We start from the raw sequence: 26,986 nt of genomic DNA, 5'->3' as shown, positions 1-26,986 counted from the left end.
AAGGATTTCGCAACCAAAACGTCCCTTGTTTTCTGCGGTTTCTTGCACCCGCGCAACCAAGGAACAAAAGGTGATTCTGCGAAATCCGGGCAGCGAAAAGGCCGCACCCGAGGTGCGGCCTTCGACTCGCCATCCCGTAAGGGATAAATTAAAGCGCTTTGATACGCGCGGTCAGGCGCGAAACCTTGCGAGCAACGGTGTTCTTGTGCAGAACACCAAGCTGTGCGCCACGCGCCATTTCCGGCTCAGCGATTTTCATCGCAGCCAGAGCAGCATCTTTATCGCCAGTGTTCAGCGCAGCCTCGACCTTCTTAACGAAGGTACGAATGCGACCGATACGTGCACCATTAACTTCTGCACGTGCGGCGTTGCGGCGAATGCGCTTCTTGGCCGATTTATGGTGAGCCATTGCGAACCTGTCTCTTCAAACAAATGTTACGTAATTCGGAGCGCGGCTTATAGCTCTGTCCGAAACCCTCGTCAACCCCCGATGCCGCCAATTTCTGCGGCTTCGGACTCTTTTGCGCCGCAAGGCAGATATGCAGGCATGGAATCAGAGGTCAACTTGCCCTGATCACCTAGCAATCAGCGGTGCTTGAAGGCGGGCTTACGTTTCTCGCCAAAGGCTTTCATGCCTTCGGCGCGATCTTCGAGTGCGAAGGTCGAATGGAATTCGCGACGTTCGAACATCAGGCCTTCGGTCAGGGTCATCTCATAGGCCTTGTTGACCGATTCCTTGACCTTCATCGATACCGGGCCCGAGAAGGAAGCGATCTTTTCGGCCAGTTGCATGGCTTCATCGAGCAGCGAGTCGGCCGGAACGATTCGCGCAACCAGTCCGGCACGCTCGGCTTCTTCGGCATCCATCATGCGCCCGGTCAGGCACATTTCCATCGCCTTGGCCTTGCCAACCGCACGGGTCAGGCGCTGTGTCCCGCCAGCACCGGGAATGGTGCCGATGGTGATTTCCGGCTGACCGAACTTGGCGGTGTCGGCGGCAATCATGATGTCGCACATCATCGCCATTTCACAGCCACCGCCCAATGCGAATCCGGCGACCGCGGCAATGGTCGGCTTGCGGCAGCTTGCAACGCGGGTCCAGCCCTTGGTGATGAAGTCGTTCTTATAGACATCCATATAGTCGTAATCGGCCATTTCCTTGATGTCGGCACCGGCGGCAAAGGCCCGTTCCGACCCGGTAATGACGATGGCGCGGATGTCTTCATCGGATTCGAAATCATCAAGGGCAGCACCGATATCCTTGATCAGCGCGTCACAAAGCGCATTGAGCGCCTTGGGACGGTTCAGCGTGATCAGGCCGACATTGCCCTTTTTCTCGGCGATGATGTTTTCATAAGACATGCAAGTGATCCTTTTATCGCTGTTCGGCCCGCGGGACTCCGGGGTGTGAGTCGCTGTGGGGTTATCGGGCCGATTCGCCTGAAACCATAATTTGATACTGTTTTACCGATTTTGATCCCGGGCCGCAACCGAACCTGTTATCGGCGCCATACCTTCCCCGACTTTCAGAGACGGGTACAGTCCATCTTATTTCTGGCAGGTTGGGCAGAAGAAGGTCGACCGGCCGGCCTGAACAATACGCGCGATGGTGCTATCGCAGCCATCGGCGATGCAGGTTTCGCCCTCGCGGCCATAGACGCGGAAATTGTGCTGGAAATAGCCAAGCTCGCCATTGCTTTGGCGGTAGTCCTTAAGGCTTGAGCCACCGGCAGCAATCGCATCTTCAAGCACCAGACGGATTTCACGATACAGCCGTTCGATCTCGCCGGGTTTTAGATCCTTTGCCAGACGGTCCGGTGCGATGCCCGATCGAAATAGGGCTTCGCAGACATAGATATTGCCAAGACCAGCCACCAGTTTCTGATCCAGTAATACGGTCTTGATCGGACTTGCCCGTTTGGCGATTCCCGCTGCCAGAACATCGGCATTAAATGCATTGCCAAGTGGTTCAGGCCCGATACCGGCCAGCATTTTGTGACTGGCGACCTCGTCGCCCGCGATCAGGGTAATGACACCGAAGCGCCGCGGATCGTTGAACCGCACCACAGCCCCATCGGCCATGACGAAATCGACATGGTCATGCTTGCCCGCTTCGGGCACCTCGACAGTCGGATCATTGTGAATGGTCATGCGACCAGACATGCCAAGATGGATCAGCAGCACCTGCCCGTCATCAAGGTAGCCCAGAATGTATTTTGCCCGCCGGGTCAGCTGATTGATGGTGCGCCCGGCCATGCGATCAACAAAACCCTCCGGGAAGGGAAAGCGCAGGTTCGCACGTCGCTGTACCACATGATTGACCACCCGTCCTTCCATGACGGGTGTCAGACCACGGGTGACTGTTTCGACCTCTGGCAATTCGGGCATATCTGGAACTCATATAAACAAGGGTGTGTGACTTTTAGACTACGGCTTGCGCGCAATTCAACGACTGAAATCGATCCCACTGGACGCGTGCCCGCAAAGCCATATGATGTGCGCTGTTTTGACAGACCGCATCGGCCCCAGTTGTGCGTCCGCGCCCCAATTTGAAAGCGACCAGATGGAATTTGGTTTTGATCTTTTAATGATCCTGTTTGCGGTTGCCACCCTTGCCGGTTTTGTCGATGCGATTGCGGGCGGCGGCGGGTTGATTACCATCCCGGCCCTGTTGTGGGCGGGTGTCACCCCGGCCCAGGCATTGGCGACCAACAAGTTGCAAGGCAGTTTTGGCAGTTTCAGTGCGTCGCTTAATTTCATTCGCAAGGGGCATGTTGATCCGCGCGATATGGTCTTGGCGATTGTCCTGACCTTTGCCGGATCGGCGCTCGGCACGGTTCTGGTGCAAATGCTCGATCCCGGTATTCTGATGACCATCCTGCCGGGGCTTTTGATCCTGATTGCGCTTTATTTCCTGTTTTCGCCGCGTGTGGGTGACATTGACGCCCATCAGATGATTGGCAAAGCCACCTTTGCCTTTACCGCCGGGTTTGGCATCGGGTTTTATGACGGCTTCTTTGGGCCGGGCACCGGATCGTTCTTTTCCATCGCCTTTGTCGCCCTGCTCGGCTTCAACATGACCAAGGCCACGGCCCATACCAAGGTTCTGAATTTCACCTCGAACTTTGCATCCTTGGTGATGTTTATCGCCGGGGGTGAGGTTGTCTGGATTGTTGGCGGGGTGATGGCCGTTGGTGCATTGATCGGGGCACAGATCGGATCACATATGGTGATGAAGGTCGGTGCACGTTTGGTAAGGCCGCTTCTGGTCGTCACATCAATCGCAATATCGATCAAGCTGATCATTGATCAGTATGGGACCACCATCAGCCAAAGCTGGGATCAGATCCGCCACTGGGTAAGCTGAGCTCGACCATTTATCGACCGGACAAAGAAAAACCCGTCAAGCTTCAGGCTGACGGGTTTTGTTTTACTCAGGCGCTGGCGCCGTTTTCGACAAGGACTTCGTCGCGGCGATCAAGTAAATGGCTCCAGACCGTTGCCAACAGGGCCAGAACGGCAATTCCGGCTCCCAGCCACGGGATATGCTGATAGGAAACGCCCTGGGTGATGGCAATACCGCCAAACCACGCGCCCGCCGCATTGCCAAGGTTAAAGGCACCCTGATTAAGGGTGGAGGCAAGGTTGGGCGCATCGGATGCCTCGTTCACCACGCGCATCTGAAGCGGGGACACCAGGGCAAAGGCCACCACGCCCCACAGCATCACGGTTGCGACGGCCGGAATGACCGACGTCAGCGTTTCGGTAAACAGGGCAAGAATCGCAATCAGCAAGGCAAAGGCCATGATGATGGCCGGCATCAAACGCCAGTCCCCTAAACGCCCACCGATATAATTGCCCACCGTCAAGCCAACCCCGAACAGAAGCAACACATAGGTTACCTGACGCGGGGTAATGCCGGTGATTTCCTGCAACATCGGAGTGATATAGGTAAAGACGCTGAACAAGCTGGCCGAGGCGAGAACCGAAATCAGCATCGCCAGCAGGACCTGTTTTTTGCCAAGCGACTTGGCTTCAAGCCACAGACTGCCCGTCGATGCGGCAATCTGGCGCGGCAGGGCAACATAAAGCGCGCTGGCGGCAACAACACCAATCGCCACCACTGCCCAGAAGGTCGAACGCCAGCCAAGTTCCTGACCAAGGGCCGTGCCAAACGGCACGCCCAGCACATTGGCCAGCGTCAGACCGGAAAACATCAGGGCAATCGCCTGAACCCGTTTATGTGGCGCGACAAGGTTTGAGGCGACAACAGCGCCAAGCCCAAAGAACGCACCATGGCAAAATGCAGTGACCACACGGGCTGCCATCAAAAGCCAGTAATCAGGGGCAATCGCACACAGGAAGTTGCCGAGAATGAAGATCGAAATCAGCAGCAGCAATGCTCGCCGGCGGTCCATGCGCGCGGTGGCAATCGCCAAAAACGGCGCGCCAAAAGTGACACCAAGGGCATAGCCCGTCACCAGCAGTCCGGCATCGGGAATGCTCACACCAAGATCAAGCGCCACATCGGGCAGAAGCCCCATGATGACAAACTCGGTGGTGCCGATCCCGAATGACGCAAGGGCGAGGGCCAGAATCGGCAGGTTCCCGAAAAATCCGGGGCGGGTGACGGTATCTGTCATGTCAGAAAATCCAGATCAACTTTAGCGCAGGTGACGCGGGGGGCGCGGGTGACGCGGGTGACGCGGGTGACGCGGCCAACGTTTTGTGCAACTGCGAGATATGCATCATGCAGCAAATTTTGAAACGATTCAATTCTGAGATAATGCGCTGAACAAATCCATCGCGAAATTTGCATGGCAGCCTGTCTTGCCCGGATTACGGCAAGGCACAGGCATGATGCAGCACTGGTAGAGATTGAGGAACTTAGATCAGGAAAGTTCGGCGACGATTTTTTGCGCCGCAGCAACCGGATCTTCGGCCTTGGTGATCGGGCGACCAATCACCAGAACGTCACTTCCCATGGCGACGGCATCGGCCGGGGTAACGATGCGTTTCTGATCGTCACTTGCCGCCCAGCTTGGGCGAATACCCGGTGTGATCAGCTTGAAGTCCGGGCCGAGTGCCTTGCGCACCGGGGTGATTTCCTGGGCGGAACAGACAACACCGTCAAGACCCGCCTTTTGGGTCAGTTCCGCCAGTTTGACCACGCGATCTTCGATCGGGCCCTTGAGGCCAACATCATCAAGATCGCCCTGGTCCATACTGGTCAGGATGGTTACGGCAATCACCCACGGTACGTCGACGCCAGCCTTGTCGGCGGCTTCACGCGCCGCATCACCGGCACGTTTCATCATCTCCAAACCACCGGCGGCATGGACATTGACGATCCTGACACCCAATGGCGTCACAGCGCGAATGGCCCCGGCCACCGTGTTGGGGATATCGTGATATTTGACATCAAGGAAGATCGGCATGCCGGTTTTGGCAACCGCCCGGACCCCTTGTGGCCCGTGGGCTGCGAAGAATTCCTTGCCAAGTTTGGCACCACCGATAACACCCGACAGCTTCGATGCCAGATTGATTGCATGATCAAGATCGGTGGTATCAATCGCGCAATAGATGCGGTCTTTGGCGGCAAGGGTCTGGGTCACGGGGTCCTCCGGCGGGCTGGAATTGGGTCATGGCCCAGCTTTTCGCAGCAAATTTCATAGCGGACCGGACATGGCTTAGCCGATTTGGCCACAAAGGCCAATGTCAAATCGGCTTTCGAACAGACATTGGCGCCATGCAGCAAAAAGCAAAAGGGCCCCGAAACGGAGCCCTTTGACTTGATCAGCTTTGGCCGATGGCCTTTTGATCGGTATTTGGGGTGGATGGCGTGGTGTCATCCGTCTTGATGCGCTTGAGTTCGCTATCCATGCGCCGTGCGGCACGGCGGTGCTTGCCTTGCAGTAACCATTCAAAGGCAAAGCCGATGCCAAGCCCGATCAACAACGCAACCATGATCGGCAGGAACAGCGGCAAGTCGATTTCAAACGGCAGGGGCCAAAGCGAAATCGTTACCAATGCCCGGTTGGAAACTGCAAACACCGCAATCAATACGGCAAGCGGGATGGAAATAATCCAGTAAAGGAAGCGCATTACCTAGCTCCTTGTGCCGGTGACTGTCCCACCCCGAAAACAGGATGGATCAAAACCCGGCAGCAGGTCTCGTTTGATCAATGTTCTGATCAGTATGGGGCAAGAACCGGACAAAAGCCATGGCAACAGTCACACAGTTTTTGTGTGTTGCATGCTGGTCGTATCGGGCAGGCTGCGGGTGGCGCAGGCCCGATTGCCGGTCAAAACAAATCAGGCAGGAATCAGTTCAAACGTTCGCGAAGCTGTTTGCCGGTTTTGAAATAGGGAACCTTTTTCTCACCGACAGGAACCGCATCCCCGGTACGCGGGTTACGGCCGACGCGGGCCTCACGCTGTTTTACGGAAAATGCGCCAAAGCCGCGAAGCTCGACCCGGTCGCCGCGCGCAAGCGCGTCTGTGATCTCGTCAAAGATCGTGGCGACAATCCGTTCAACGTCGCGCTGATAGAGATGCGGGTTCATCTCCGCAAGGCGGGCAATCAATTCAGATTTTGTCATTTCCAGGCCCCATCCTGTTGGTGCTGACAGTCTCACTCAACCACGGATTAGATTATGTCTTAAATAAGCTCTCACTCAGGTTGCCAGACCGTCAGCAAACCGTCAAGTTTAAGCCCCTCAGATGACAGCACTTTTCCAAGGCTTCCCTCAAGAACAGCACTCATCAAATCGTCTTCCGGGTATTCGATTTCAAGCGGCACTACCTGTGCATCCGTCGTGATACCGGCTTCCTCTTCGAGCCAGCGCAAGGCTTCACGACGGCCTCCAATTTCGTCAATCAATCCGTTGGCAACAGCCTGCTGTCCGGTATAGACGCGGCCATCGGCAAGAGTCGTAACTGTTTCGACCGACATATCGCGGCGGGTCGCAACCATTTCAACAAACACGTCAAACATGTCCGAAATCAGACCCTGCATGGCCGATTTTGCAACATCATCAACGGGCTCGAACGGATTGGGCGCAGCTTTCAGCGGACCGCTTTTTACCGTCAGCGGTTCAACACCAAGCTTTTCAAGCGTTCCATTGAAATTCATCGACTGGAAAATCACCCCGATCGAGCCGGTGATTGTCCCACGGCGGGCGATGATGTGGTCGGCGGCAATCGCGGTCATGTAACCGCCGGACGCCGCAACAGTCCCCATCTCGGCAACGATTGGCCGGGTTTCGCCAATACGACGCAGCGCCTCAAACAGCGTTTCACCACCAACCATGGTGCCACCCGGGCTGTTGATATGGACAATAACACCGACAACGTCGCTGTCTTCTTCAATCGCGCTCAGCGCATCAAGAAGATAGGGGTCTTCGGTGATTACACCTTCGATGGTGACTTCAACAATGCGCGGACCCAGTCCGCCCAGAACACTGTCCTTAACACCCGTGCCAGACAAGCCGATCACGATCACCGCGATCACGGCAATCACCGCCACCACACGCCAGCGAAAGATGGATTTTTTCAAGCGGCGTCGATCCAGCAGGATATCGGCATCAAGTGCCATCGGCGTGTCCGTTTCCAATTGTTCAATCAAATACTTAGACGAGTGTGATCGCTCAAACCCGTCTCTTCAAATGGTTTTTATCGACCCGGAAGGCAAGAACAAAAAGCGTTTAAAATCAAAATTTTCGCGAAAAATGCCGATATCGGCAGAGTCGGGCTAAAATTCAGCCGCAAAAAGCAGATGATATACAATTTGGCACCCTTTACAGGCCACCGGACATTAGGCGGATATATCGGCCACCCACCGCGCATCAATTTGCCAGATATAGAATCCGGACAAAAGAAAACGGGCCGCGCAATGCGCGACCCGTCTTTTCGTTCTGCAAGACTGCAGTGCGTATTCGTCGGAGGGTGGCTTATTCGCCGCCTTCCTGTTTCTTGCGCAGAGCTTCGCCGAGGATGTCGCCGAGCGATGCGCCGCTGTCTGCCGAACCGTAATCCGCCATTGCTTTCTTCTCGTCAGCAACTTCAAGAGCTTTGACAGAGAGGGAAACCTTGCGGGTTTTGGAGTCGATTGCAGTAACGCGTGCGTCGACTTTTTCACCAACTGCAAAGCGTTCCGGACGCTGTTCAGAACGCTCACGCGCCAGCTCAGCTTTACGGATGAAGCCTTTGAGTTCGGTGTCGCCAACCGAAACCTCGATGCCACCGTCGTTAACTTCGGTAACTTCACAGGTTACAGCGTCGCCACGTTTGATGCCGACAACGGCGTCTTTGAACGGATCACCAGACAGCTGTTTGATGCCGAGCGAGATGCGTTCTTTTTCAACGTCAACGTCAAGAACCTTGGCTTTGACGATGTCGCCTTTTTTGTATTCTTTGATGACTTCTTCACCAGCGCGGTCCCATGACAGGTCCGAGAGGTGAGCCATACCGTCGATACCGCCCATGAGGCCAATGAACAGACCGAACTCGGTGATGTTCTTGACTTCGCCTTCGATCTCGGACTCGACCGGATGAGCTGCCAGGAAGGCATCCCACGGGTTCGAGGTGCACTGCTTGAGACCAAGCGAGATACGGCGTTTCTGGGCATCGACGTCGAGCACCATGACTTCGACTTCCTGCGAGGTCGAAACGATTTTGCCCGGGTGGATGTTTTTCTTGGTCCAGGACATTTCGGAAACGTGGACCAGGCCTTCGACACCAGCTTCGAGTTCGACGAATGCGCCGTAATCAGTGATGTTGGTGACCCGACCTTCGAATTTCGAACCGACCGGGTATTTGGCTTCGACACCTTCCCACGGATCAGCTTCAAGCTGCTTCATGCCAAGCGAGATACGCTGGGTTTCGCTGTTGAAGCGGATAACCTGGACTTTAACAGTCTGGCCGATCTGGAGTGCTTCGGACGGATGGTTGATACGTTTCCAAGCAATGTCGGTAACGTGCAGCAGGCCATCAACGCCACCGAGATCGACGAATGCGCCGTAATCGGTGATGTTTTTGACGACGCCGTCAAGGATCTGACCTTCCTGAAGGTTCTGGATCAATTCAGCACGCTGTTCTGCACGGGTCTCTTCGAGAACGGCACGACGCGAAACAACGATGTTGCCGCGCGAACGATCCATTTTCAGGATCTGGAACGGCTGCGGGTTGTTCATCAGCGGGGTGACGTCACGAACCGGACGGATATCAACCTGGGAACCCGGAAGGAACGCAACTGCGCCCGACAGGTCAACGGTGAAGCCGCCTTTAACACGACCAAAGATGGTGCCGTCGACGCGTTTGCCTTCGGAGAACTGTTTTTCCAGCTCAACCCAAGCTTCTTCGCGGCGCGCTTTTTCGCGCGACAGGACGATCAGGCCATCCTTGTTTTCATAGCGGTCGACATAAACATCAACGGTATCGCCAATGTTTACTTCGCCTGCGCCAAATTCTTTAAGCGGAACGCGGCCTTCGGATTTCAGGCCGACATCGACGATGGCATCATCGTCAGTTTTTTTAACGACCGAACCGGTCATTACGCGGCCAACAAAACCTTCGTCTTCAGAACCAAGGGTTTCAGCCAGCAGGGCGGCAAAATCTTCGCCAGTCGAGAATTGTGCTTCTTCAGCGGTGGTCATAAACCAGACTTCCTTTCGAGTATCGTCACTATATTCTGGCCAACCGGTTGTGTCCGGTGGTCTTTGCCGCAAAATCGCGGCGATTTGTCATTCAGTGTTCAAACCCGAACGCATGTGAAGGCGAACCTTCCATACACGAAAAGGTGAACGCACAAGTCGTTCACCTTAGGAACAGGCCAAAGGACCGGTACCTCGGGATCGTTCAACGCCTGACGGTTAAAACGCCTTTTGATCAGTCATCCGCACCCATATGGGTATGGATATGTGCCATGACGGCATCGAACACTGCGTTGGCATTCAGACGGTCCGTATCAATATGGATTGCGTCATCTGCCATCTTGAGCGGTGCGACATCGCGAGCACTGTCTCGGGCATCCCGTTCTTCAAGCTCTTTAAGAACGCGCTCGTATATAGCAGCGGGATTTTTTTCCTGCAACTGTTTGAACCGACGGTTTGCACGTTCTTCGACACTGGCTGTCAGATAAAACTTGATCGGTGCTTCCGGACAGACGACCGTTCCGATGTCGCGACCATCCAATACGGCACCACGTTTGCCGCCCGGCGGGGTGGTGGCAAGGGTGCGCTGAAAATCAAGCAACACCTCGCGAACCCTTGGAATCGCTGCAACTTTTGAGGCCGCGGTCCCGACTTCCTCGCTGCGAAGGGCCTCACCTTCGAGATCGGACGCGCTCAGATTTTCGGCCGCAGCCACGGCGGCGGCTTCATCAGCAGGGTCGCCATTTTCGGCCAGAACTTTCGCACCGGTCGCACGATACAGCAGGCCGGTATCGAGATAGGCATAGTCCATTGCTTCTGCGACTCGACGTGCCAAGGTCCCCTTGCCGGACGCGGCCGGCCCATCAATGGCGATGATCATGTGGGTCACTCCCTGTGATTATATCTGGTGCATCCATAAGTCCCGAATGGTGACTTATATATTGGTGGGCCCGATCAGGAATGAAGCGCAAATTTCGCGCCCATATCCGCCATCAGGGTTTCGAAGTTCGGGAAGCTCGTGGCAATCGGGTTGGCATCATCGACCGCAACCGGCTTTTCCGCGCCAAGCCCCAAAACCAGGAACGACATTGCAATACGGTGATCAAGATGGGTTTCCACCATGCCACCGCCCGGCACCACACCGCCAGTGACAATCAGATCATCGCCTTCGATCCGGTGAATGACGCCATTGGCTTCAAGACCAGCCGCCACCGCCGCCAGACGATCCGATTCCTTCACGCGCAATTCTTCAAGATCACACATGCGCGTTTCACCCTCGGCATAGGCCGCGGCCACAGCCAGAACCGGGTATTCATCGATCATGGATGGGGCGCGTTCGGCCGGGACGACAATGCCCTTCAGGCGGTTCTTGCCGGTCACCACCAGATCACCGATGGTTTCACCGGCTTCTTCACGCTCGTTGGTGATCGTGATGTCACCGCCCATTTCAATCAGGGTGGTGATCAGGCCGGTGCGCAGCGGGTTCAGGCAGACATCACGAATAGTGACGCGGGAATCCGGATTGATCAGGGCCGCCACCATAGGGAAGGCGGCCGAGCTCGGATCGGTCGGCACAACAATATCGGCGGCCTTCATTTCGACCGGGCCGGTCAGGCTGACGGTGCGGCCACCATCGTCATTGACCTTCACATCGACCTCGACCCCGAAGTGGCGCAGCATGCGTTCGGTATGATCGCGCGACGGTTTGGGTTCGATCACCGTAGTGGTGCCCGTCGTGTTCAACCCGGCCAGCATCACAGCCGATTTCACCTGGGCCGATGCCATCGGCAGGGTATAGGTCACCGGCTTGGCTTCATCGGTGCCAATCACCGCCATCGGCGGGCGACCGCGATCACGGGTAATGAATTGTGCGCCAAATTCGGACAACGGATCAGCAACACGGCCCATCGGACGTTTGCACAGTGACGCGTCGCCGGTGAAGAAGGTCGTGATCGGATGGGTGGCAACGATGCCCGCCATCAGGCGAATACCGGTGCCGGCATTGCCCATATCAATCACGCTATCGGGTTCACGAAGGGCACCAACCCCAACCCCGGTGACATGCCAGGTGCCGTCGTCATCGCGGGTGACGGTTGCACCCAGTTTGCGCATGGCGTCCGCCGTTGCCAGAACGTCTTCGCCTTCCAGAAGGCCGGTAACCTTGGTTGTACCGATTGCCAGACCACCAAACATCAGGGAGCGATGAGAAATAGACTTGTCACCCGGAACCCGGATATCGCCCGAAAGCGGCCCGGCCTTGGCCGAGGAAAGCGGACGTTTGGTTTGCGAAGAACTCATGGGCTCGTACCTGCCAGTCACTGTTTTATCATCAACAAAAGGCTGATTGAAATTGCACTGCGCTGCGGCCATGTTTTCAGGCGCGCGAGGGCCTTTCAATCAGGGGACCAATGCTCTAGCACAAGCGGTTGGCAGGCACCAGTATCGAACCCGAAATTCGGTGTAGGAAATTGCACGAATGTGCGGCAGATTTGTCCCATCGCCTTGCCAAAGGGAAAAACGCGCAATTTCCTTTTGACAAGGTGCTCGCAAGATGGCAATTGGGCCTTTCGGACAAGACGCTGTGCGTAGCCTTGCTGCGCTTTTGCGACACAAAGTCTTTTTCTTAATTGATAACGGTAATTAAGAGGATTTGCCGTAATGTCAGCACGCGGTAAGAAACGTCACTGCCTCGCCTGTGGTACCAAGTATTACGACCTGAACCGTACCCCGGTTGTCTGCCCGAAATGCAAAACGCCGGACGGGGTGACAAAGGTCAAGAAATCCGCGGTTGCAAAACCGGCACCGGAAGAAGACGAAGACGTCGATGACGTCACCGATCTTGACGATGATGTCGATACCGATATCGACGACGATATTCTCGAAGATGCTTCTGATCTTGGCGAAGATGATGATGATCTTGGCGAAGTCTATGAGCATGTCGAATCAGACGACGACGATCGCTAAGAAATTTTGAAAAAGGGTCTTGCCAACATTTGGCGAACCTTCTAAATATGCGCCGCGCCGCAGAGCCTGCTTGTCAGACTGCGTCGCGGACAAAGTGGGGCCGTAGCTCAGTTGGGAGAGCGCTACAATGGCATTGTAGAGGTCGTCAGTTCGATCCTGATCGGCTCCACCATTCAAAACCCGTTGCCTTTGGCGACGGGTTTTGTCGTTTTAGGGTCTGACATACCCCATCATAACGACCACCAAGGGAGAGAAAGATGAGCAAAGTCTGGACCGTTTATTTGTCGGGCGAAATTCACAGCGATTGGCGCGAGCGTATTGAAACCGGCGTGAAAGAAGCCGGCCTTCCGGTCGATCTGGTTGCCCCGATCACCGTGCATGAAGATTCAGATGATTGCGGCGTTGCCGTGTTTGGCGCCGAAGACAACAAGTTCTGGCATGACCGCAAGGGCGCGCAGCTCAATGCCATGCGCACCAAGACCTTGCTGTCCCAGTCTGATCTTGCCGTCATTCGCTTTGGCGAGAAATACAAGCAGTGGAACGCGGCGTTTGATGCCGGTTACGCGGCCGCCCTTGGCATTCCATACATTACGCTGCATCCGGCAGAGCATGATCACGCGCTTAAGGAAGTCGATGGCGCGGCCAATGGTGTTGCCCGCGAACCCGAACAGGTGGTCGCAGCGCTGGCCTATATCATCGGGGGTAATATGCCCAAGGTATAAGGCTTTAAGCCCACAGCCCGCTTACTGCACCGGCGACAATGTCGCCGGTTGCATGCTTACTGCTGATACGTTTGGGGCTGGCTGAGGTTAGTGAAGGGTTTGACCCGAGGCCTGATCGGGATCGCCCGGAATGATCAGATCGCCCGCCATCAGCGCCATTGCGTCACTTGCACGTGCGACGATGACCCGACCTTCAACCGGATTACCTTTTTCCTGACGCAGAACACCCAAAGTGTCTGAAAGAACGTTAAAGCCACATTCGACCAGCCATTCGCTGATCGCGCGCTGATGATGGCGGAAGCGTTGCCCGGGACCGAGATCGAACGGGAAGTTATCGCCGTGCTCGAGCGTGAATACCAGCAACCCGCCGGGCTTCATCCGATCATGGGCAGCACGCAGGGCTGGCACCAGATCGCCAAGATAGTTCAGAACGTCCGCCGCGATGACAACGCTGTAATCCGTTCCGATATCGGCGGGCATATCGGTGATATCGCCAGCGACAAGGGTGCGATAAAGCCCCTTGGCGCGCGCGCGGTTGATCATGCGCGGCGACAGGTCGATGCCATCAATCGCATCAACATGACCAGCGAACACTTCGCCCACAAGCCCGGTACCACAACCAAGATCAAGCACATCCATCGGACGCAACATTTCCGGCAGATGAGTCCGGATGGCTTCGAACAAAAGCTCCGGTCCGCGATAGGCTAAACGATCCCGCAGGCTGATCTCAAACCGTGGGGCATAATCGTCAAACAGGGCCCGCACATAATCGGGCGGCAAGCGATCACGCAGGGCAGCCGCACCAAGCAATGTCAGGCGGACCTCTGCCCCCATTCGGTCCTTGGGATCAAGCATCAGATATTGACGGAAAGCCTCAACGGCGTTTTCGGTTTCACCGGCACGTTCATAGATGTCGCCCAGCGTAAAATGGGCTTCGTCCCAGTCACTATCAGCGGCCAATGCGGCACGCGCCACGTCAATCGCAGCGGTGTAGTCGCCCTGTGATACCAGCGCCAATGCGACATCAAGACGCCGACTGGCGGACAGACGATCTTTGCTCATGCATGAAATCCGAAAAGGGGGTTTGGGCAACACGCCGAAACCACAACCGAAGATACTGCTATATCTTCCTATTTTCGGTGTTTTGCAAGATAGATAAAATATCGAAAAATCAACACCTTATATGTTTTCGGGAATCGCATACCAATGCAAACAGGGTGTTGACCGATAATCGGGCGCTTTCACGTGCGGCTGCATCGATTTTAGCAACAGTTTCTAAAAAGAAATTTGGCACAAAATTCCACTGAACCATTGATAAAATCAATTAATTATCATACATTAATATAAATTCTGGTTTTGATGGATTGAATGATGGAAAACTTCACTCCGATTTCCGCCCTGATTGGCGGTGGACTTATTGGTCTGGCCTCTGGCCTTTATCTTTTGCTCAATGGGCGAATTGCCGGGATCAGCGGCATTCTTGGCGGTTTGTTGACCCTGACCAAGGGTGGTTCTGCTGTTTTTGAACGGCTGGCCTTTATCATCGGGCTGATTGTTGGTCCGTTCATCCTGATGAACGCAACCGAGATCGAAGCCCAAAGTGTTGTGACAAGCTCATTACCGGTCATCATCATTGCCGGTCTTCTGGTTGGTTTTGGCACCACGATTGGTAGCGGTTGCACCAGTGGTCATGGCATTTGTGGCCTGTCGCGGTTTTCGCTGCGATCGCTGGTTGCGACCCTGTCATTTATGGCAGCGGGCTTTGTCACGGTTCTTGTCACCCGCCATCTGATGGGAGGCATGTAATGCGGATAATTGTTTCCCTGATTTGCGGCACGATTTTCGGCTTTGGCCTTTACATTTCGGGCATGATCGACCCGCAAAAGGTTCTGGGCTTTCTTGATATCTGGGCGATTGCCGATGGTGGATGGGATCCGAGCCTTGCGTTCGTCATGGGCGGTGGGCTGGCGGTTGCCATTCCAATCTTCCAGTTTGCAAAGAACCGGACCGAGGCGGTCTGTGGCGGCGAGATGAGCCTGCCGACCAACCGTGCCATCACCACCAAACTGGTTGTTGGCGGCCTGTTGTTTGGTACCGGTTGGGGACTGGTTGGGTATTGCCCGGGTCCGGCCCTTAGTGCACTGGCCTTCGGCCATACCGATACGATTATTTTTGTGGTCGCGATGATTGCCGGCATGGGCGGTGCCCGTGCCATCGGTCTTAACAAATAAACCCGGCCGATGCCTGAACCCGATAATCTGCGGCCGGTTTGATCCCCAGACACTGGCCGCAGGTTTTGCAACCGCCCGTGCTTTACGCCGGGCGGTTTCGCATTTCCGGTCAAAATTTGACTAAAATCTCGCAGCACCGGGCTTGTCTTTGGCGTTAAAATCCCATAACTGAGCAAGAGCGCCACATTGACGACCACAGAGGTTTTTGCATGAAGATCGGCATTCTTGAGACCGGATTCGCCCCGGAAGAACTTCGCGACGATTTCGCCTCCTACCCCGGGATGCTCGAAAAGCTGCTTGGCGACGTTGATCCGAGTCTGGAGTTCGAAACCTGGACCGTTCTGGAAGACGTTTTTCCGGCCTCAATCCGTGATGCCGACGGCTGGGTGATCATGGGATCGAAACATGGCGTTTATGAAAACTTGCCGTGGATGATCCGCCTGCAGGACTTCCTGCGCGATGCGGTTTCTGCCGGTCAGCCGGTCTTTGGTATCTGTTTCGGTCATCAGATTCTGGCAACAGCACTTGGTGGCAAGGTCATCAAATCCGACAAGGGTTGGGGTGTGGGCGTACATGAATACGCGGTTGATGCACGCAACAGCGACTGGCTGTCTGACAGCCCGGCAAAGATCCGCATCAATGCCTTCCATCAGGATCAGGTAGTTGAGCCGCCCAAGGGTGCGACTGTTTGGGCAAGTTCCGATTTTTGCCCCTATGCCGGTTTGCAGTATGGCGATAATGCCGCCTCGATCCAGCCGCATCCGGAGTTCATGAAACCATACGAGACCGCCCTTTTGCAGACCCGTTATGACCTGATCCCCGATGATGTGCATGAAGCTGCCATGAAGTCACTTGAGACGCCGATCACGAGTGTTGATTTCGCGCGCGCGATCGTGAAGTTCATGACCCGGAAGCGAATCAAGTCAGCCGCCTAAGGCCGCAGATCATATCGACATCACGCACCAAATCACAGAAAGCCACCGGAAATCCTGGTGGCTTTTTTCGTGCCTGAAGGTGCAAAACACTTTATCAACCAAAGGTGTTGCATGATCCTGTTCAACCATGGACGCAGCAAAATGATGTGATCGACCGCAGAATGTCGACGTTCAAGCTTGGACCACCGAGAGACCGCGCAAATGAAGAATAGGCACCCGAAGCGATGATCCAGAATCTGCGGCTGTATTCCGGCCTGACCATGTTTGCCTATGTGCTGACGCATTTGCTGAACCATACGGCAGGCATCGTTTCACCGGAACTGATGGAAAAAGCCGGGGAATACACCACGGAAGTCTGGCAGTTTCCACCGCTTGAGATCCTGTTGGTGTTGTCGCTGATAACGCACTTTTTGTTGGCAACCGCACGCCTGACCAGCCGCCGCACCTTGCGCCTACGCAAATCGGAATGGGCACAGATGATCCTTGGCCTGTGCATCCCGTTCCTGCTGTTTAGGCATATCATCGCGACCCGGGTTATCGATCTGGGCTTTGATGTTGATTCACCGTTTGAGCGCGTTCTTCTTGATCTGGCCGTGTTCATTCCGCATCAGGGCATCTTGCAGGCGATCACTGTGATTGTTGTCTGGGCGCATGGCTGCATCGGCATTCATTTCTGGCTGCGGGTCAAACCGTTCTATCCGAAATGGCGCAATACGCTTGGCACGCTGGCCATTCTGATCCCGACACTTTCGCTTGCCGGTTATTCGGCCGCGGCAGCCGAGGTGATCCGCCGCGCAGAGGAAGGCGGACGCAAATATGTGTTTGGGGTGATTGATGCCGCCAATGTCAATCAGGACGCCATCACCTTCTATGAAAACGCCATTTTGCCGTTCACGATCCTGAGTATCGCCCTTGCGCTGGCACCTTTTGGTGTGCGCCAGATCCGCCAGACCTTTGATCGGGTAAAGCGCGGCCCGATGCTGAGCCTGCCAAACGGGCGTTTCGTGCGTGTACCGCCCGGTGCCACAGCGCTTGAGGCGCTGCGCGATGCCGGTGTTCCGATGGCGTCGGTTTGTGGCGGGCACGGGCGCTGCACGACGTGCAGAATCCACTGTGGATCAGGCAGTGATCATCTTGCCCCTCCCGGTGATATCGAGGCCGCTGCACTCAAAAGCATTCAGGCCCCCAAGGGCATGCGCCTTGCCTGTCAGATCAGACCGCACAATGATCTGGCGGTCGCACCGCTTTTGCCGCCCAACGCCACCGCGCGTGACGGACGACGTCCCGGCGGACTCTCGGGCAGTGAAAGACAGGTTGTTTGCATCTTTATCGACTTGCGTGATTCGACCAAGCTTGGCGAAAGCAAGATGCCCTATGACGTGCTTTTCATCCTCAACCAGTTCTTTGCCGAGATGACCGAGGCACTGCGCGGCACAGGTGGTTATTACGCGCAGTTTACCGGCGATGGCCTGATGGCACTTTATGGCCATGAAAGTGACGATACCGAACGCACCATCATGCAGGCCTTTGAGGGAGCCGCCGAGATGCTGCGCCGGATTGAAGGCCTTAACCTGCATCTTAAATCCGAACTTCCCCACGCGTTGCGCATTGGAATCGGCATCCATATGGGCAAGGCAATTGTTGGGGAAATGGGCCCGCCCGGCCGCGAAAACATCAGTGCAATCGGCGATACGATCAACACCACCGCCCGCCTTGAAGCCCAGACCAAGGGGCATGGCGTGCCATTGGTGATTTCCAAGACGCTGTTTGATCACGGGCCGATTCCCTTGCCGGAAAATGCCGTGATGCACGAGGTTGCGCTGCGCGGTAAGGATCAGTCGGTTGCCTATTATGCGCTTGAAACGATGCCAGATCTGACACAAACCAAGAATTAGTCGATGTCTTATGTCCGTACCACAGGCAAGGCTTGACTATTGGCGGGAAAACCACATTTATTTGAATATATGAAACGTTCGGTGCCGAATGCCTCGGGTCGAACAATTAGATGCCCGAAACGCAGGATGCGTGGGATCTGAAAACAACCACACTCGCTCTGATGGAGGAGGTGCTGCAAATGTCACGAATTTCAATGTTCAACAGCCCGCTGCTTTTGGGTTTTGACCAGATCGAACGCGTTCTTGATCAGGTCTCGAAAACCAAGGCCGAGGGGTATCCGCCCTATAACATCGAACAGATTGGTGAAAACAAACTGCGAATCACCGTCGCAGTTGCCGGATTTGCCGAGGAAGACCTGTCGGTAACCACTGAAGACAACCAGCTGATCATTCGCGGCAAACATACCGATGATGACAGCGAACGTGTTTATATCCATCGTGGCATTGCGTCGCGACAGTTCCAGCGCTCCTTCGTCCTTGCCGAAGGCATCGAAGTCGTCGGTGCGCATCTGGATAACGGTCTGCTGCATGTTGACCTGAACAGACCCCTACCGGAACCGGTCGTTCGTGAAATCGCGATTGGCTCGAACAAGAAAAAAGCTGTGCCGTCAAAAACCATCGACATGAATGTCGAGGACGAGGATAGCAATGCTGATCAAATAGACGGCAAAGCCTAACCAAGGAGTGGTTCAAATGACAAATCGAACAAATAACCACGATACCGAAAGCGATCAGCGGATCGGCCAGGATACCGGTCTTCTGTCAAATGGTGACTTCGCCCTGTTGGGTATTCATGATTTTGCCTATGTGCGTCCGGTTCCCAATACGGAGAACGACAGCGACGAACTGGTCTATGGCGTCTTCACCGCCGACGGTACCCATATCGCGTCGTTTGAAAACCATGCCGTCGCGGATGCAGCCATCCGCCAGCACGACATGGAGCCACGCGCGGTTCACTAAGTCGCCTACAATGCTAAGATGCTTTTGAAGTACCCGGCCCGCCGGGTACTTTTTTTCAGTTCATTCGGAGGTTTGACCAAGTTGACCGACACGTCGAACGAGAAAGCATCGAAAACACTGTCAGAGCTGCATAACTGGCGCCTGATCCGCAATGCTCGCGGGCGCGCGGATGCCCCTTTGATGGTGCTGTCGCACGGGTTCGGGACCGATCATCGTAGTTGGCGACTGTTGTTGCCAGACCTTCTCAAACATTACGATATCGGGGTGTATGACCTTGCAGGGGCAGGCCCGAACAGCAGGGCAACATTCGAAGACGGAAGACATACATCCATTACCGCTTTTGCCGATGATCTGATAGCGATCCTTGATGAACAAGGCATTTCATCTGCAAAAATACTGACGCATTCCGTGAGCGGTATGGTTGCCTTGATCGCGGCCTGCGAACGCCCCGAGATATTTGATCATATTTCCATGATTGCGCCTTCACCACGCTATCTCAATGAAGGTGACTATCACGGCGGTTTCTCGCAAAATGATCTTGATGGTCTTTTTGGCGCAATGGAAGCAGGTTACGAAGATTGGGCAAACGGGTTTGCCCCGGTGATTGTCGGCGACGAATTTCCTCTGTTCGTTCGTGAATTTGCGTCCGGCCTTCTGGCCATGCCAACCCAAACCGCACTAAAGATAGCACGGTTCATTTTTCAGTCTGACTTCCGCGATATCCTGCCAAAAATTACTATCCCAACCACAATCATTCAACCCGCACGAGATCCTGCCGTACCGCTGGAAGTTGGTCATTATTTGAATGCTAAACTTGCCAACAGCACGTTACACATCATCGATTCATACGGGCACCTGCCACAACTTACAGCGCCCTATGAAGTGCTTTATTGCCTGAAAGAAAGCATGCCCGAATAAATAAGGTGCTCTCAGATATGGTCTAGCGGATTTCGATGACTTCGCCGGGTGCGGCGATGCGGACCTGCTCGTTCCTACGCAGCATCTGGGCCATTTCCGCACGCACATTGCGTTTGATGTGATAAAGCCAGAATCGCGCGCCGGGCATGTCGGATGCCAGTTTCAAAACCGTTTCCAGATCACAATGGGCGGCATGTTGCGGATCATGCTTGATCAGATAGGTTTCCTGAAACACCAGATCCGCACCCGTAAACAGGGCGGCGGTTTCTGCTGTTACATTGCCATCACCGGAATAGGCAAACCCCTTGTCCGCGTAGCGCAACAGGATCGAGTGATTCTGCACACTGTGATCGGACCGCGCGAAACGGCATTCAAACGGACCAATTGAATTTGTCTCGGCAATCGAATGCCAGATGATGGTAAACGGCCAGGCTGATCCAAGTCCGGTAAAGCCGAGCTCCATCAGTTTTTCAAGATGCGTGCGCAATTGCGGGCTGCACAGAATGCGCAACGGCTTTGAACGGCCATCATCGCGCCAGTTCAGCATGACCGGCACAAGACCGAAAACATGATCGGGATGCATGTGGGTGAAATAGATCGCATCAATCGCATCCGGATCGGGAAACTTAGCCATCAGCCGCCCGGCCGCCGTTGCCCCGCAATCGATCAAGAGGCGAAAGTCGCCCGCAGACACCACGACCGACGAATTTTCAAAGTTCGGATCGAAGGCCTCGCCCACACCAAGAACATCAATGCGCAGATGATCGCTGTTCATTCCTTATCGCCCCGTATTTCCCCTGCAAGCCCGGAGTATATCAGCTCCAAGTGCCTCAAGCCGACATTCTTGTGACTTCCCCTTGCTTAAGGCAAGTGGTTCCCCGCAGGATACCTTGATCATCTTCAAACTGTCATATTCCATGACAAAAGGGCGGAGCCGTTTGGCTCCGCCCTTTTAATGGCAGCTTTCGATCGAAGACATCAGCCTGAATTAACGCGTCAGCACCTCGGCCGCTTCGCGCGTGCGCTGTACAGAGGATGCGACCGTATCTGTAGTCGTGCGAATGGCTGCAAGGTTATCTGACATGTTTTCGACAGACCGGGCCATGTCACGCACGCTGGTACTGACATTTTCGGTAACCGCCGTTTGCTCTGTCACCGCCGAAGAGATGTTGGTGACATCGTTACGGACGGTTTCAACCGAACCACGGATGGTCTCCAAAGCACCGGCGACCTCAGCGGAAATTTCCTGAATACCGGTAATTTCCTGGGTGATGTCTTCGGTGGCACGTGCCGCCTGATTGGCAAGGTTCTTGACCTCGTTGGCAACAACGGCAAATCCCTTTCCGGCTTCACCGGCACGGGCACTTTCAATCGTCGCATTCAGCGCCAACAGGTTGATCTGCCCGGCAATATTGCGAATGACTTCAACGATATTGCCCATCTCGTCAACCACGCCCGTCATGCGCTGGGTCATTTCGTTGGCGGTGTTGGTCTGCTCGTAGGCGCGTTCGGTTGCGCCCTGTGACTGGGCCATGCTTTGGGAAATCTCGGCAATCGAGGCGGCCATCTGTTCGGTGCTGGCCGCAACGTTGCGGGTCAGTTCCATCGTGTTGGTTGACGCATCAACGCTTTGAACCGTGCGCGTGTTAAGCTCGGTGATATTGTTGTCGATCTCGGTAAAGTTACCGTCGATCATCTTTTTAAGGTCGATCAGAAGCTTGGTTTTTTCGGTGATATCGGTGGCAAACTTGATCACCTTGATCGGTTTGCCAACAGCATCAAGAACCGGGTTATAGGTCGCTTCGATCCAGACTTGCTTGCCATTCTTGCCCACACGGGCGAACTGACCGGCCTGGAATTTTCCCTGGTTCAGGCTTTGCCAAAAAGCCCGGTACTCTGACGAATTTTTCTGATCTTCAGGCAAGAACATGCTGTGATGCTTGCCCTTGATTTCATCAAGGCTGTAGCCCAGCACAGACAGGAAGTTCTCATTGGCGGTCAGAATCGTGCCATCGAGGTTGAACTCGATCACCGCCTGCGAGGTGCTGATCGCATCAAACACGCTTTGCAGCAACGCACGTTCGTTGCGACGTTCGGTGATGTCGGTCGCAAACTTCACGACTTTGGTTACATTGCCCTTCGCGTCGAGTATCGGGTTGTAAGTGGCTTCAAGCCAAATCAACGATCCGTCACGACGTTTGCGCGGGAAGGCCCCGGTCAGAAACTCGCCTGACGCCAGTCTCTTCCAGAAATTTTTGTAATCTGCCGAACTGATGAGCTCTTCGGGGACAAACAATGAGTGATGTTTGCCGATAAGATCGCTGGCTTTGTAGCCCATCGTCTTTTCGAAGTTTTCATTCAGCGAAAGGATCTTGCCTTCCGCGGTGAATTCGATGCGTGCCATTGAGCGACCGAGCGCAGCGGTGACTTGTTGTTCATTGCGCGCCTCGACGTCGCCCTTAAAAAATCCAATACCCACTTTTATACCCTTTGCGTAAACGGGTTTATCCCGTTAATTCCCGTCAGCCTCGCGGGGTTATTGACCGTTTGGTCAAAATTAAGAACGCGCAACAAGATCTCTCATACATACGCATGATAAGACCTAAGCCTGCGAGCGTTCACTTCTCATGCGAGAGGATACGGTGAGATCTTCAACACAGATCATTTCCGGTTTTCAAACGGCTTGCGTTTGATGGTCAGATGTTCGGAATTTTTTGCAGTTTTTCAAACTTTGCATCGGATATGCTGCGTTTTACGCCATACCGAACGAAGTTTGAAAAATTTCTGCTGATGAATAATTGATCCCATCTTGAACAACTGATCATCGATACCCAACCATATACCTTTGACTAGCGCAAGCGAATTTGCATACTCGCAAAGGGAAAAACAATCCTGGATAAATTTCGTTTAGTATTATTGATTGCATTACAATTGATTGTTTCAGTTTTTAGCAGAAATCAAATTACCAGGTCATCATTCAAAAAGCATGCTTATGAAAATCCAAAAAACGTTTCTGCGCTGCTTCACAACCCTTTGGTATAGCATTGAAAGATTGATGAACAGTTCGTTCAATGCCGATCTGGTAGGGTCGGCAAAGCGGCCTTTCAAATGAAAGCACAAAGTCTGCGGACACCGGTTTGACGATATCCGGTTAAGCAGGCCACTTTACGATGTAGCGTGTCAGATCAGGATGGGCTTCGTCTTCGGGGATGGCCATGCCGCGCACGGACATGCCTGCCATGATGGCCGAGTCTGCGACACCTGTCTTAAGCGGATGCCAGTCGGGTAGTGGTTTTCCCTCTGCCATCAGGCGATAGGCACATGTGGATGGCATCCAGGACAGGGTTTCGACATTTTCCTTGGAAAGCTGCACACAATCGGGAACATGCTGTGTCCGGTTGGGATAATCCTTGCAGCGACAGGTATGACAATCGAGCAAACGACACGCGACCGAGGTGTAATAGACAAAATCGTCTTCTTCGTCCTGCAGCTTGTGCAGGCAACATTTGCCACAGCCGTCACAAAGGGATTCCCATTCCGCTTGCGTCATTTCAGCAAGAGTCTTGGTTTCCCAGAATGGTTCAGGTGGCAATGCGACGCGGTCTTTTTTATCCATGATCTCTCTCAGTCGGGCCGTCATTGAGACATAACATAGTCTAAACCGCGCGTAATCCCCGTCGCATTCAAGTCTGACAACGGGTTGATCAACTCTCTGCGATCATGTGGAAGAAGGAGCCAAAAACACTTCCATCCACCAGGCCGGCAGGACCAAGATCAAGACCCGTCGCCGTTTTCATCCGGCATAACGGCATGCCGTCTTCGGACAACGTGGTCGCATAGTGAAATTCATGACCACGCAGCTTCATGCCTGCCGGACCAAAAGGGGTCGGAATGCCCAGCTGCGCCTCGCGATAGCCAAGATGCAGCCTGCGGCTGGCAAAGCTGGTTTCAAGCGGCAACAGACCAAGCATTTCATGGCGCGTACCACTGGCATCAACAAGGCCGTTGCCAAGGGTCATGTACCCGCCGCATTCGCCGTAAATCAGGACATGCCGTTGGGCAGCATCGTGCATGCCGGCCCGGAAGACCTTGGCCGCGGCGAGGGTCTTGGCATGAAGTTCCGGATAGCCGCCGGGCAGATAGACGGCATCACAATCCGGGTTCGGGGCCTCGTTCGCCAGTGGCGAGAAAAAGGAAATTTTCGTCCCCACCGCACGCCAGCCATCCAGAAGATGGGGGTAGCTAAACGCAAAGGCCGCATCACGCGCCACCGCAACATGACGGCCAAGCGGGGCAATCACGGGTGCGGTCGGCGTGGGTTTTGCAGATTTTTTAGTTTTCTCGGCCTTTCCGGCCTTTTCACCCACCAGTGCGATCAAGGCATCCAGATCGACATCTTGACTGATGATATCGGCGGCACGATCGAGAAAGGTATCAAGCTCGGCATGTTCGCCCGCCTGCACCAGACCAAGATGGCGTTCTGGCAGGATCAGGTCTTCGCTACGCCGGACAGCGCCCAGCACCGGCAGATCCGGCAAATGTTTGGCACAGGCATCAACAATCATCTGCTTGTGGCGGTCACTGCCCACCCGGTTAAGGATCACGCCGGCAACATTGATGTCATCGCGAAATTTGGCAAACCCGGAAATCACCGCCGCGGCGGAGGCCGACTGGCCTTTCACATCGACCACAAGAACAATCGGCCAACCGGCAAGGGCGGCAAGATCGGCGGTCGATCCATCGCCGTTGGCGGCACCATCAAACAAACCCATGACGCCTTCGCACATCAAAAAGGCTTTGCCGTGCGTGTGATCGCGGGCCAGACCGTTGATCTGGTCTGGCGTCATCGCCCACGGATCAAGATTGATGCAGGTATCGCGGCACGCAGCTGCCTGAAAGGCGGGGTCGATATAATCCGGTCCAGTTTTGGCCGCGGCAATTTTATGGCCCTTGCGGGTCAGCGCGCGCAGAAGCGCCAAGGTAATGACGGTCTTGCCACTGTTTGACGCGGGGGCCGCAATCACGATCCCCGGAATGGTGTCAGGCATTTTGGGCTGTTCTCCGAGCCGAATTTATTTGCCATGATCATGGCATTACGCGACGGAATAATCAGCCGTTGTTTTTGACCGCCTCGGTCACGCCTTTGGCCATGTCTTCGGGGCTGGTGCCGTAATTGAAGTGGCGGACGAATTTGCCTTCGCGATCCATCAGATACACGAAGGATGAATGGTCCATCAGATAGGTATCGGTATCTTCAGGTTCACCTTCCGGGATTGCTTTGGCGTAGTAAACACGAAACGCCTTGGCGGCCGCCGTTGTCTGTTCGACGGTGCCGGTCAACCCAACCATCCGATCATGGAAATAGGGAACATATTCGGCAACCGCTTCGACCGTGTCGCGTTCGGGGTCGACGGTGAAAAAGACGGGTGTGATTTCATCTGCGATGTCTTGGGGCATCATATCAAGTGCTGTTCCCATGACCTGCAATTCGGTCGGGCAAACATCCGGGCAGAAGGTATAGCCGAAATAGGTCAGCATGTATTTGCCCTTGAAGTCATCCTGAGTGACAGTTTCGCCATCCTGATTGACAAGTGTGAAGGGACCGCCAATCGACGCCGTACCGGACGAATTGGTTTCCGTGCCCATCATCATCAGACGATAGGTCAGGCCGATACCAAGAACCAGGGCAATACCCAGAATTGCCAGAAGCGTCTTTTTGCTCACGCGTCCACCCTCATCTCTTTGCCGGTTACGGACAACCGATCTTTGTGTGCCACAAACTGACGGGGCACTATAAATACCCTACACATTCTTGCAAGGTCAGCACCTGTGGGAAAGCTCACACTTGATCACGCTGCCCGACCCCATCAGCCCAATGTCGTTGCTGCCAAGGCAAACAGGATCAGGCCATTAATAATCATGAGTCCACGGCCCACTGGCACCATCAGGGCCCGGAACCGCTGTGCGGCATATTGGCCGACAAAGCCTGTGACAAACAACATCGGCACCGTGCCAAGACCAAACACCAGCATCACCGCCCCGCCATTAAGCGCCGCACCGGTGGCGCCCGCCATCACAAGCGCGCCATAAACCAGACCACAGGGAATAAAGCCGAGCATCACGCCCAGCAAATACCCCCGCCAGCCATAGGGGGCCTGGAAAAGCCCGCGCGCATGATTGCCAACCAGCTTGTTCCACCACCGCGTTTCGCCGGTCGATGGCAGCAACCCGCCAAGATGAGGCATCAGGCCCAAAATACCGAAAAGAAGGAAAAACACACCGGCCGCAATCAGCAACACCGGCCCGATCCACCACACGCGGGTCAGCGCACTTATGCTGTCGGTGAAATAGCCGGCCAGCACGCCCAGCAAGCAGTAGGTCGACAACCGCCCGAACTGATAGGGTAGCAAGGCGGCGCCGGTGAGACGGCGAAACTCGCTCATTTTCTCGACCGGGAGCTGTTCCATCCGGCTGGTGACCTGACTGATCACGAACGGGCCGCACATGCCGACACAGTGGGTCGCACTCCCCACCAGTCCCGCCACCAACGCAGTCAGAAGCACCCCGCCATCCGTGCGCACGATGTCGGCACATTGCGCCCAACCGCTTTCAAGGATGCGTATCAATACCTGCTGTTCGTCCATCATCCACCGGGTCAAAACATTTGCGCGGCGATTGTACAATCGCGCGATCCACCGGCAACGATAT

At 54.8% G+C, this 26,986-nt stretch carries 28 protein-coding genes and 1 tRNA gene; 11 read left to right on the top strand and 18 right to left on the bottom strand.

What is annotated here, in order from left to right:
* Positions 1–148: 148 nt before the first annotated feature.
* The 3 genes from rpsT to mutM all read right to left on the bottom strand — a co-directional run bounded on the left by rpsT (position 149) and on the right by mutM (position 2,388).
* Positions 149–409 carry a 30S ribosomal protein S20 gene (gene rpsT / locus IT893_RS20100; protein WP_008888964.1) on the bottom strand — a complete coding sequence of 87 codons (261 nt, stop codon included), beginning with the start codon at positions 407–409 and terminating at the stop codon, positions 149–151.
* Between the two features lie 176 nt (positions 410–585).
* Positions 586–1,362: an enoyl-CoA hydratase gene (locus IT893_RS20095; RefSeq protein WP_063085970.1), complete on the bottom strand. Its 777-nt coding sequence runs from the start codon at positions 1,360–1,362 to the stop codon at positions 586–588.
* A 186-nt stretch (positions 1,363–1,548) separates the two neighbouring features.
* A complete protein-coding gene (mutM, locus tag IT893_RS20090) occupies positions 1,549–2,388 on the bottom strand; it encodes a bifunctional DNA-formamidopyrimidine glycosylase/DNA-(apurinic or apyrimidinic site) lyase (protein WP_008888962.1) in 840 nt (279 codons plus the stop codon).
* A gap of 175 nt (positions 2,389–2,563) precedes the next feature.
* On the opposite strand from mutM, the gene IT893_RS20085 reads away from it, so the two are divergent.
* Positions 2,564–3,367, top strand: a complete 804-nt coding sequence (locus IT893_RS20085) for a TSUP family transporter (RefSeq protein WP_064780340.1) — start codon at positions 2,564–2,566, stop codon at positions 3,365–3,367.
* A 67-nt stretch (positions 3,368–3,434) separates the two neighbouring features.
* On the opposite strand, the gene IT893_RS20080 is transcribed toward IT893_RS20085, so the two are convergent.
* The 8 genes from IT893_RS20080 to aroA all read right to left on the bottom strand — a co-directional run bounded on the left by IT893_RS20080 (position 3,435) and on the right by aroA (position 11,951).
* The gene (locus IT893_RS20080) at positions 3,435–4,643 is read right to left on the bottom strand and encodes an MFS transporter (RefSeq protein WP_008888960.1); all 1,209 of its coding nucleotides are present in this window, start codon (positions 4,641–4,643) and stop codon (positions 3,435–3,437) included.
* A gap of 249 nt (positions 4,644–4,892) precedes the next feature.
* On the bottom strand, positions 4,893–5,615 hold the full coding sequence (gene pyrF / locus IT893_RS20075; RefSeq protein ID WP_120224633.1) for an orotidine-5'-phosphate decarboxylase: 723 nt from the start codon (positions 5,613–5,615) through the stop codon (positions 4,893–4,895).
* Between the two features lie 181 nt (positions 5,616–5,796).
* Positions 5,797–6,105, bottom strand: coding sequence for a lipopolysaccharide assembly LapA domain-containing protein (locus IT893_RS20070; RefSeq protein WP_008888958.1), 309 nt, complete (start codon positions 6,103–6,105; stop codon positions 5,797–5,799).
* 221 nt (positions 6,106–6,326) lie between these two features.
* Positions 6,327–6,602, bottom strand: coding sequence for an integration host factor subunit beta (gene ihfB, locus IT893_RS20065; protein ID WP_008888957.1), 276 nt, complete (start codon positions 6,600–6,602; stop codon positions 6,327–6,329).
* Positions 6,603–6,673: 71 nt separating this feature from the next.
* Entirely contained in the window at positions 6,674–7,597 is a 924-nt protein-coding gene (sppA, locus tag IT893_RS20060; protein ID WP_008888956.1) for a signal peptide peptidase SppA, read from the bottom strand.
* 355 nt (positions 7,598–7,952) lie between these two features.
* Positions 7,953–9,656, bottom strand: coding sequence for a 30S ribosomal protein S1 (gene rpsA / locus IT893_RS20055; RefSeq protein WP_008888955.1), 1,704 nt, complete (start codon positions 9,654–9,656; stop codon positions 7,953–7,955).
* Between the two features lie 232 nt (positions 9,657–9,888).
* Complete coding sequence (cmk, locus tag IT893_RS20050) at positions 9,889–10,533, bottom strand: (d)CMP kinase (RefSeq protein ID WP_063085978.1); 645 nt, start codon at positions 10,531–10,533, stop codon at positions 9,889–9,891.
* Positions 10,534–10,607: 74 nt separating this feature from the next.
* Positions 10,608–11,951 (bottom strand): 3-phosphoshikimate 1-carboxyvinyltransferase, encoded by a 1,344-nt coding sequence (aroA, locus tag IT893_RS20045; RefSeq protein ID WP_197146422.1) that lies wholly within the window; start codon positions 11,949–11,951, stop codon positions 10,608–10,610.
* Between the two features lie 360 nt (positions 11,952–12,311).
* Between aroA and IT893_RS20040 the strand changes: the two genes are divergently transcribed.
* From IT893_RS20040 to IT893_RS20030, 3 genes are all read left to right on the top strand, one after another.
* The gene (locus IT893_RS20040) at positions 12,312–12,617 is read left to right on the top strand and encodes an FYDLN acid domain-containing protein (RefSeq protein WP_008888952.1); all 306 of its coding nucleotides are present in this window, start codon (positions 12,312–12,314) and stop codon (positions 12,615–12,617) included.
* A 96-nt stretch (positions 12,618–12,713) separates the two neighbouring features.
* A tRNA-Ala gene (locus tag IT893_RS20035) sits at positions 12,714–12,789 on the top strand.
* 85 nt (positions 12,790–12,874) lie between these two features.
* Positions 12,875–13,339 (top strand): YtoQ family protein, encoded by a 465-nt coding sequence (locus tag IT893_RS20030; protein WP_197146421.1) that lies wholly within the window; start codon positions 12,875–12,877, stop codon positions 13,337–13,339.
* An 87-nt stretch (positions 13,340–13,426) separates the two neighbouring features.
* On the opposite strand, the gene IT893_RS20025 is transcribed toward IT893_RS20030, so the two are convergent.
* Positions 13,427–14,401, bottom strand: coding sequence for a class I SAM-dependent methyltransferase (locus IT893_RS20025; protein ID WP_197146420.1), 975 nt, complete (start codon positions 14,399–14,401; stop codon positions 13,427–13,429).
* A gap of 309 nt (positions 14,402–14,710) precedes the next feature.
* On the opposite strand from IT893_RS20025, the gene IT893_RS20020 reads away from it, so the two are divergent.
* The 7 genes from IT893_RS20020 (at position 14,711) to IT893_RS19990 (ending at position 20,278) form a co-directional block, all read left to right on the top strand.
* Complete coding sequence (locus IT893_RS20020; RefSeq protein WP_197147765.1) at positions 14,711–15,145, top strand: YeeE/YedE family protein; 435 nt, start codon at positions 14,711–14,713, stop codon at positions 15,143–15,145.
* Positions 15,145–15,570 carry a DUF6691 family protein gene (locus IT893_RS20015; RefSeq protein ID WP_064780331.1) on the top strand — a complete coding sequence of 142 codons (426 nt, stop codon included), beginning with the start codon at positions 15,145–15,147 and terminating at the stop codon, positions 15,568–15,570. The genes IT893_RS20020 and IT893_RS20015 overlap by 1 nt, the downstream gene beginning before the upstream one ends.
* 209 nt (positions 15,571–15,779) lie before the next feature.
* Positions 15,780–16,505: a type 1 glutamine amidotransferase gene (locus IT893_RS20010; protein WP_197146419.1), complete on the top strand. Its 726-nt coding sequence runs from the start codon at positions 15,780–15,782 to the stop codon at positions 16,503–16,505.
* Between the two features lie 224 nt (positions 16,506–16,729).
* Positions 16,730–18,400, top strand: coding sequence for an adenylate/guanylate cyclase domain-containing protein (locus tag IT893_RS20005; protein WP_197146418.1), 1,671 nt, complete (start codon positions 16,730–16,732; stop codon positions 18,398–18,400).
* Between the two features lie 179 nt (positions 18,401–18,579).
* Positions 18,580–19,077: an Hsp20 family protein gene (locus IT893_RS20000; protein ID WP_040822570.1), complete on the top strand. Its 498-nt coding sequence runs from the start codon at positions 18,580–18,582 to the stop codon at positions 19,075–19,077.
* 16 nt (positions 19,078–19,093) lie between these two features.
* The gene (locus IT893_RS19995; RefSeq protein ID WP_008888938.1) at positions 19,094–19,360 is read left to right on the top strand and encodes a DUF1150 family protein; all 267 of its coding nucleotides are present in this window, start codon (positions 19,094–19,096) and stop codon (positions 19,358–19,360) included.
* Between the two features lie 18 nt (positions 19,361–19,378).
* Entirely contained in the window at positions 19,379–20,278 is a 900-nt protein-coding gene (locus IT893_RS19990; RefSeq protein WP_083996992.1) for an alpha/beta fold hydrolase, read from the top strand.
* 22 nt (positions 20,279–20,300) lie between these two features.
* Here the strand turns inward: IT893_RS19990 and IT893_RS19985 are convergent, their stop codons facing one another.
* The 6 genes from IT893_RS19985 to IT893_RS19960 form a co-directional block, all read right to left on the bottom strand.
* Entirely contained in the window at positions 20,301–21,053 is a 753-nt protein-coding gene (locus tag IT893_RS19985) for an MBL fold metallo-hydrolase (RefSeq protein ID WP_197146417.1), read from the bottom strand.
* A gap of 213 nt (positions 21,054–21,266) precedes the next feature.
* Positions 21,267–22,757: a PAS domain-containing methyl-accepting chemotaxis protein gene (locus IT893_RS19980; RefSeq protein ID WP_197146416.1), complete on the bottom strand. Its 1,491-nt coding sequence runs from the start codon at positions 22,755–22,757 to the stop codon at positions 21,267–21,269.
* A 672-nt stretch (positions 22,758–23,429) separates the two neighbouring features.
* Positions 23,430–23,894 (bottom strand): YcgN family cysteine cluster protein, encoded by a 465-nt coding sequence (locus IT893_RS19975; protein ID WP_008888934.1) that lies wholly within the window; start codon positions 23,892–23,894, stop codon positions 23,430–23,432.
* An 88-nt stretch (positions 23,895–23,982) separates the two neighbouring features.
* Positions 23,983–25,326, bottom strand: coding sequence for a cobyrinate a,c-diamide synthase (locus tag IT893_RS19970; RefSeq protein ID WP_197146415.1), 1,344 nt, complete (start codon positions 25,324–25,326; stop codon positions 23,983–23,985).
* A 61-nt stretch (positions 25,327–25,387) separates the two neighbouring features.
* A complete protein-coding gene (locus IT893_RS19965) occupies positions 25,388–26,002 on the bottom strand; it encodes an SCO family protein (RefSeq protein ID WP_008888932.1) in 615 nt (204 codons plus the stop codon).
* 143 nt (positions 26,003–26,145) lie between these two features.
* Positions 26,146–26,925, bottom strand: coding sequence for a sulfite exporter TauE/SafE family protein (locus IT893_RS19960; RefSeq protein WP_252724021.1), 780 nt, complete (start codon positions 26,923–26,925; stop codon positions 26,146–26,148).
* Positions 26,926–26,986: the final 61 nt, after the last annotated feature.

This window comes from Thalassospira sp. A40-3, assembly GCF_015871485.1.
GTDB classification, from domain to species: domain Bacteria; phylum Pseudomonadota; class Alphaproteobacteria; order Rhodospirillales; family Thalassospiraceae; genus Thalassospira; species Thalassospira tepidiphila.
This window is presented reverse-complemented; position numbering and strand designations above follow the sequence as displayed.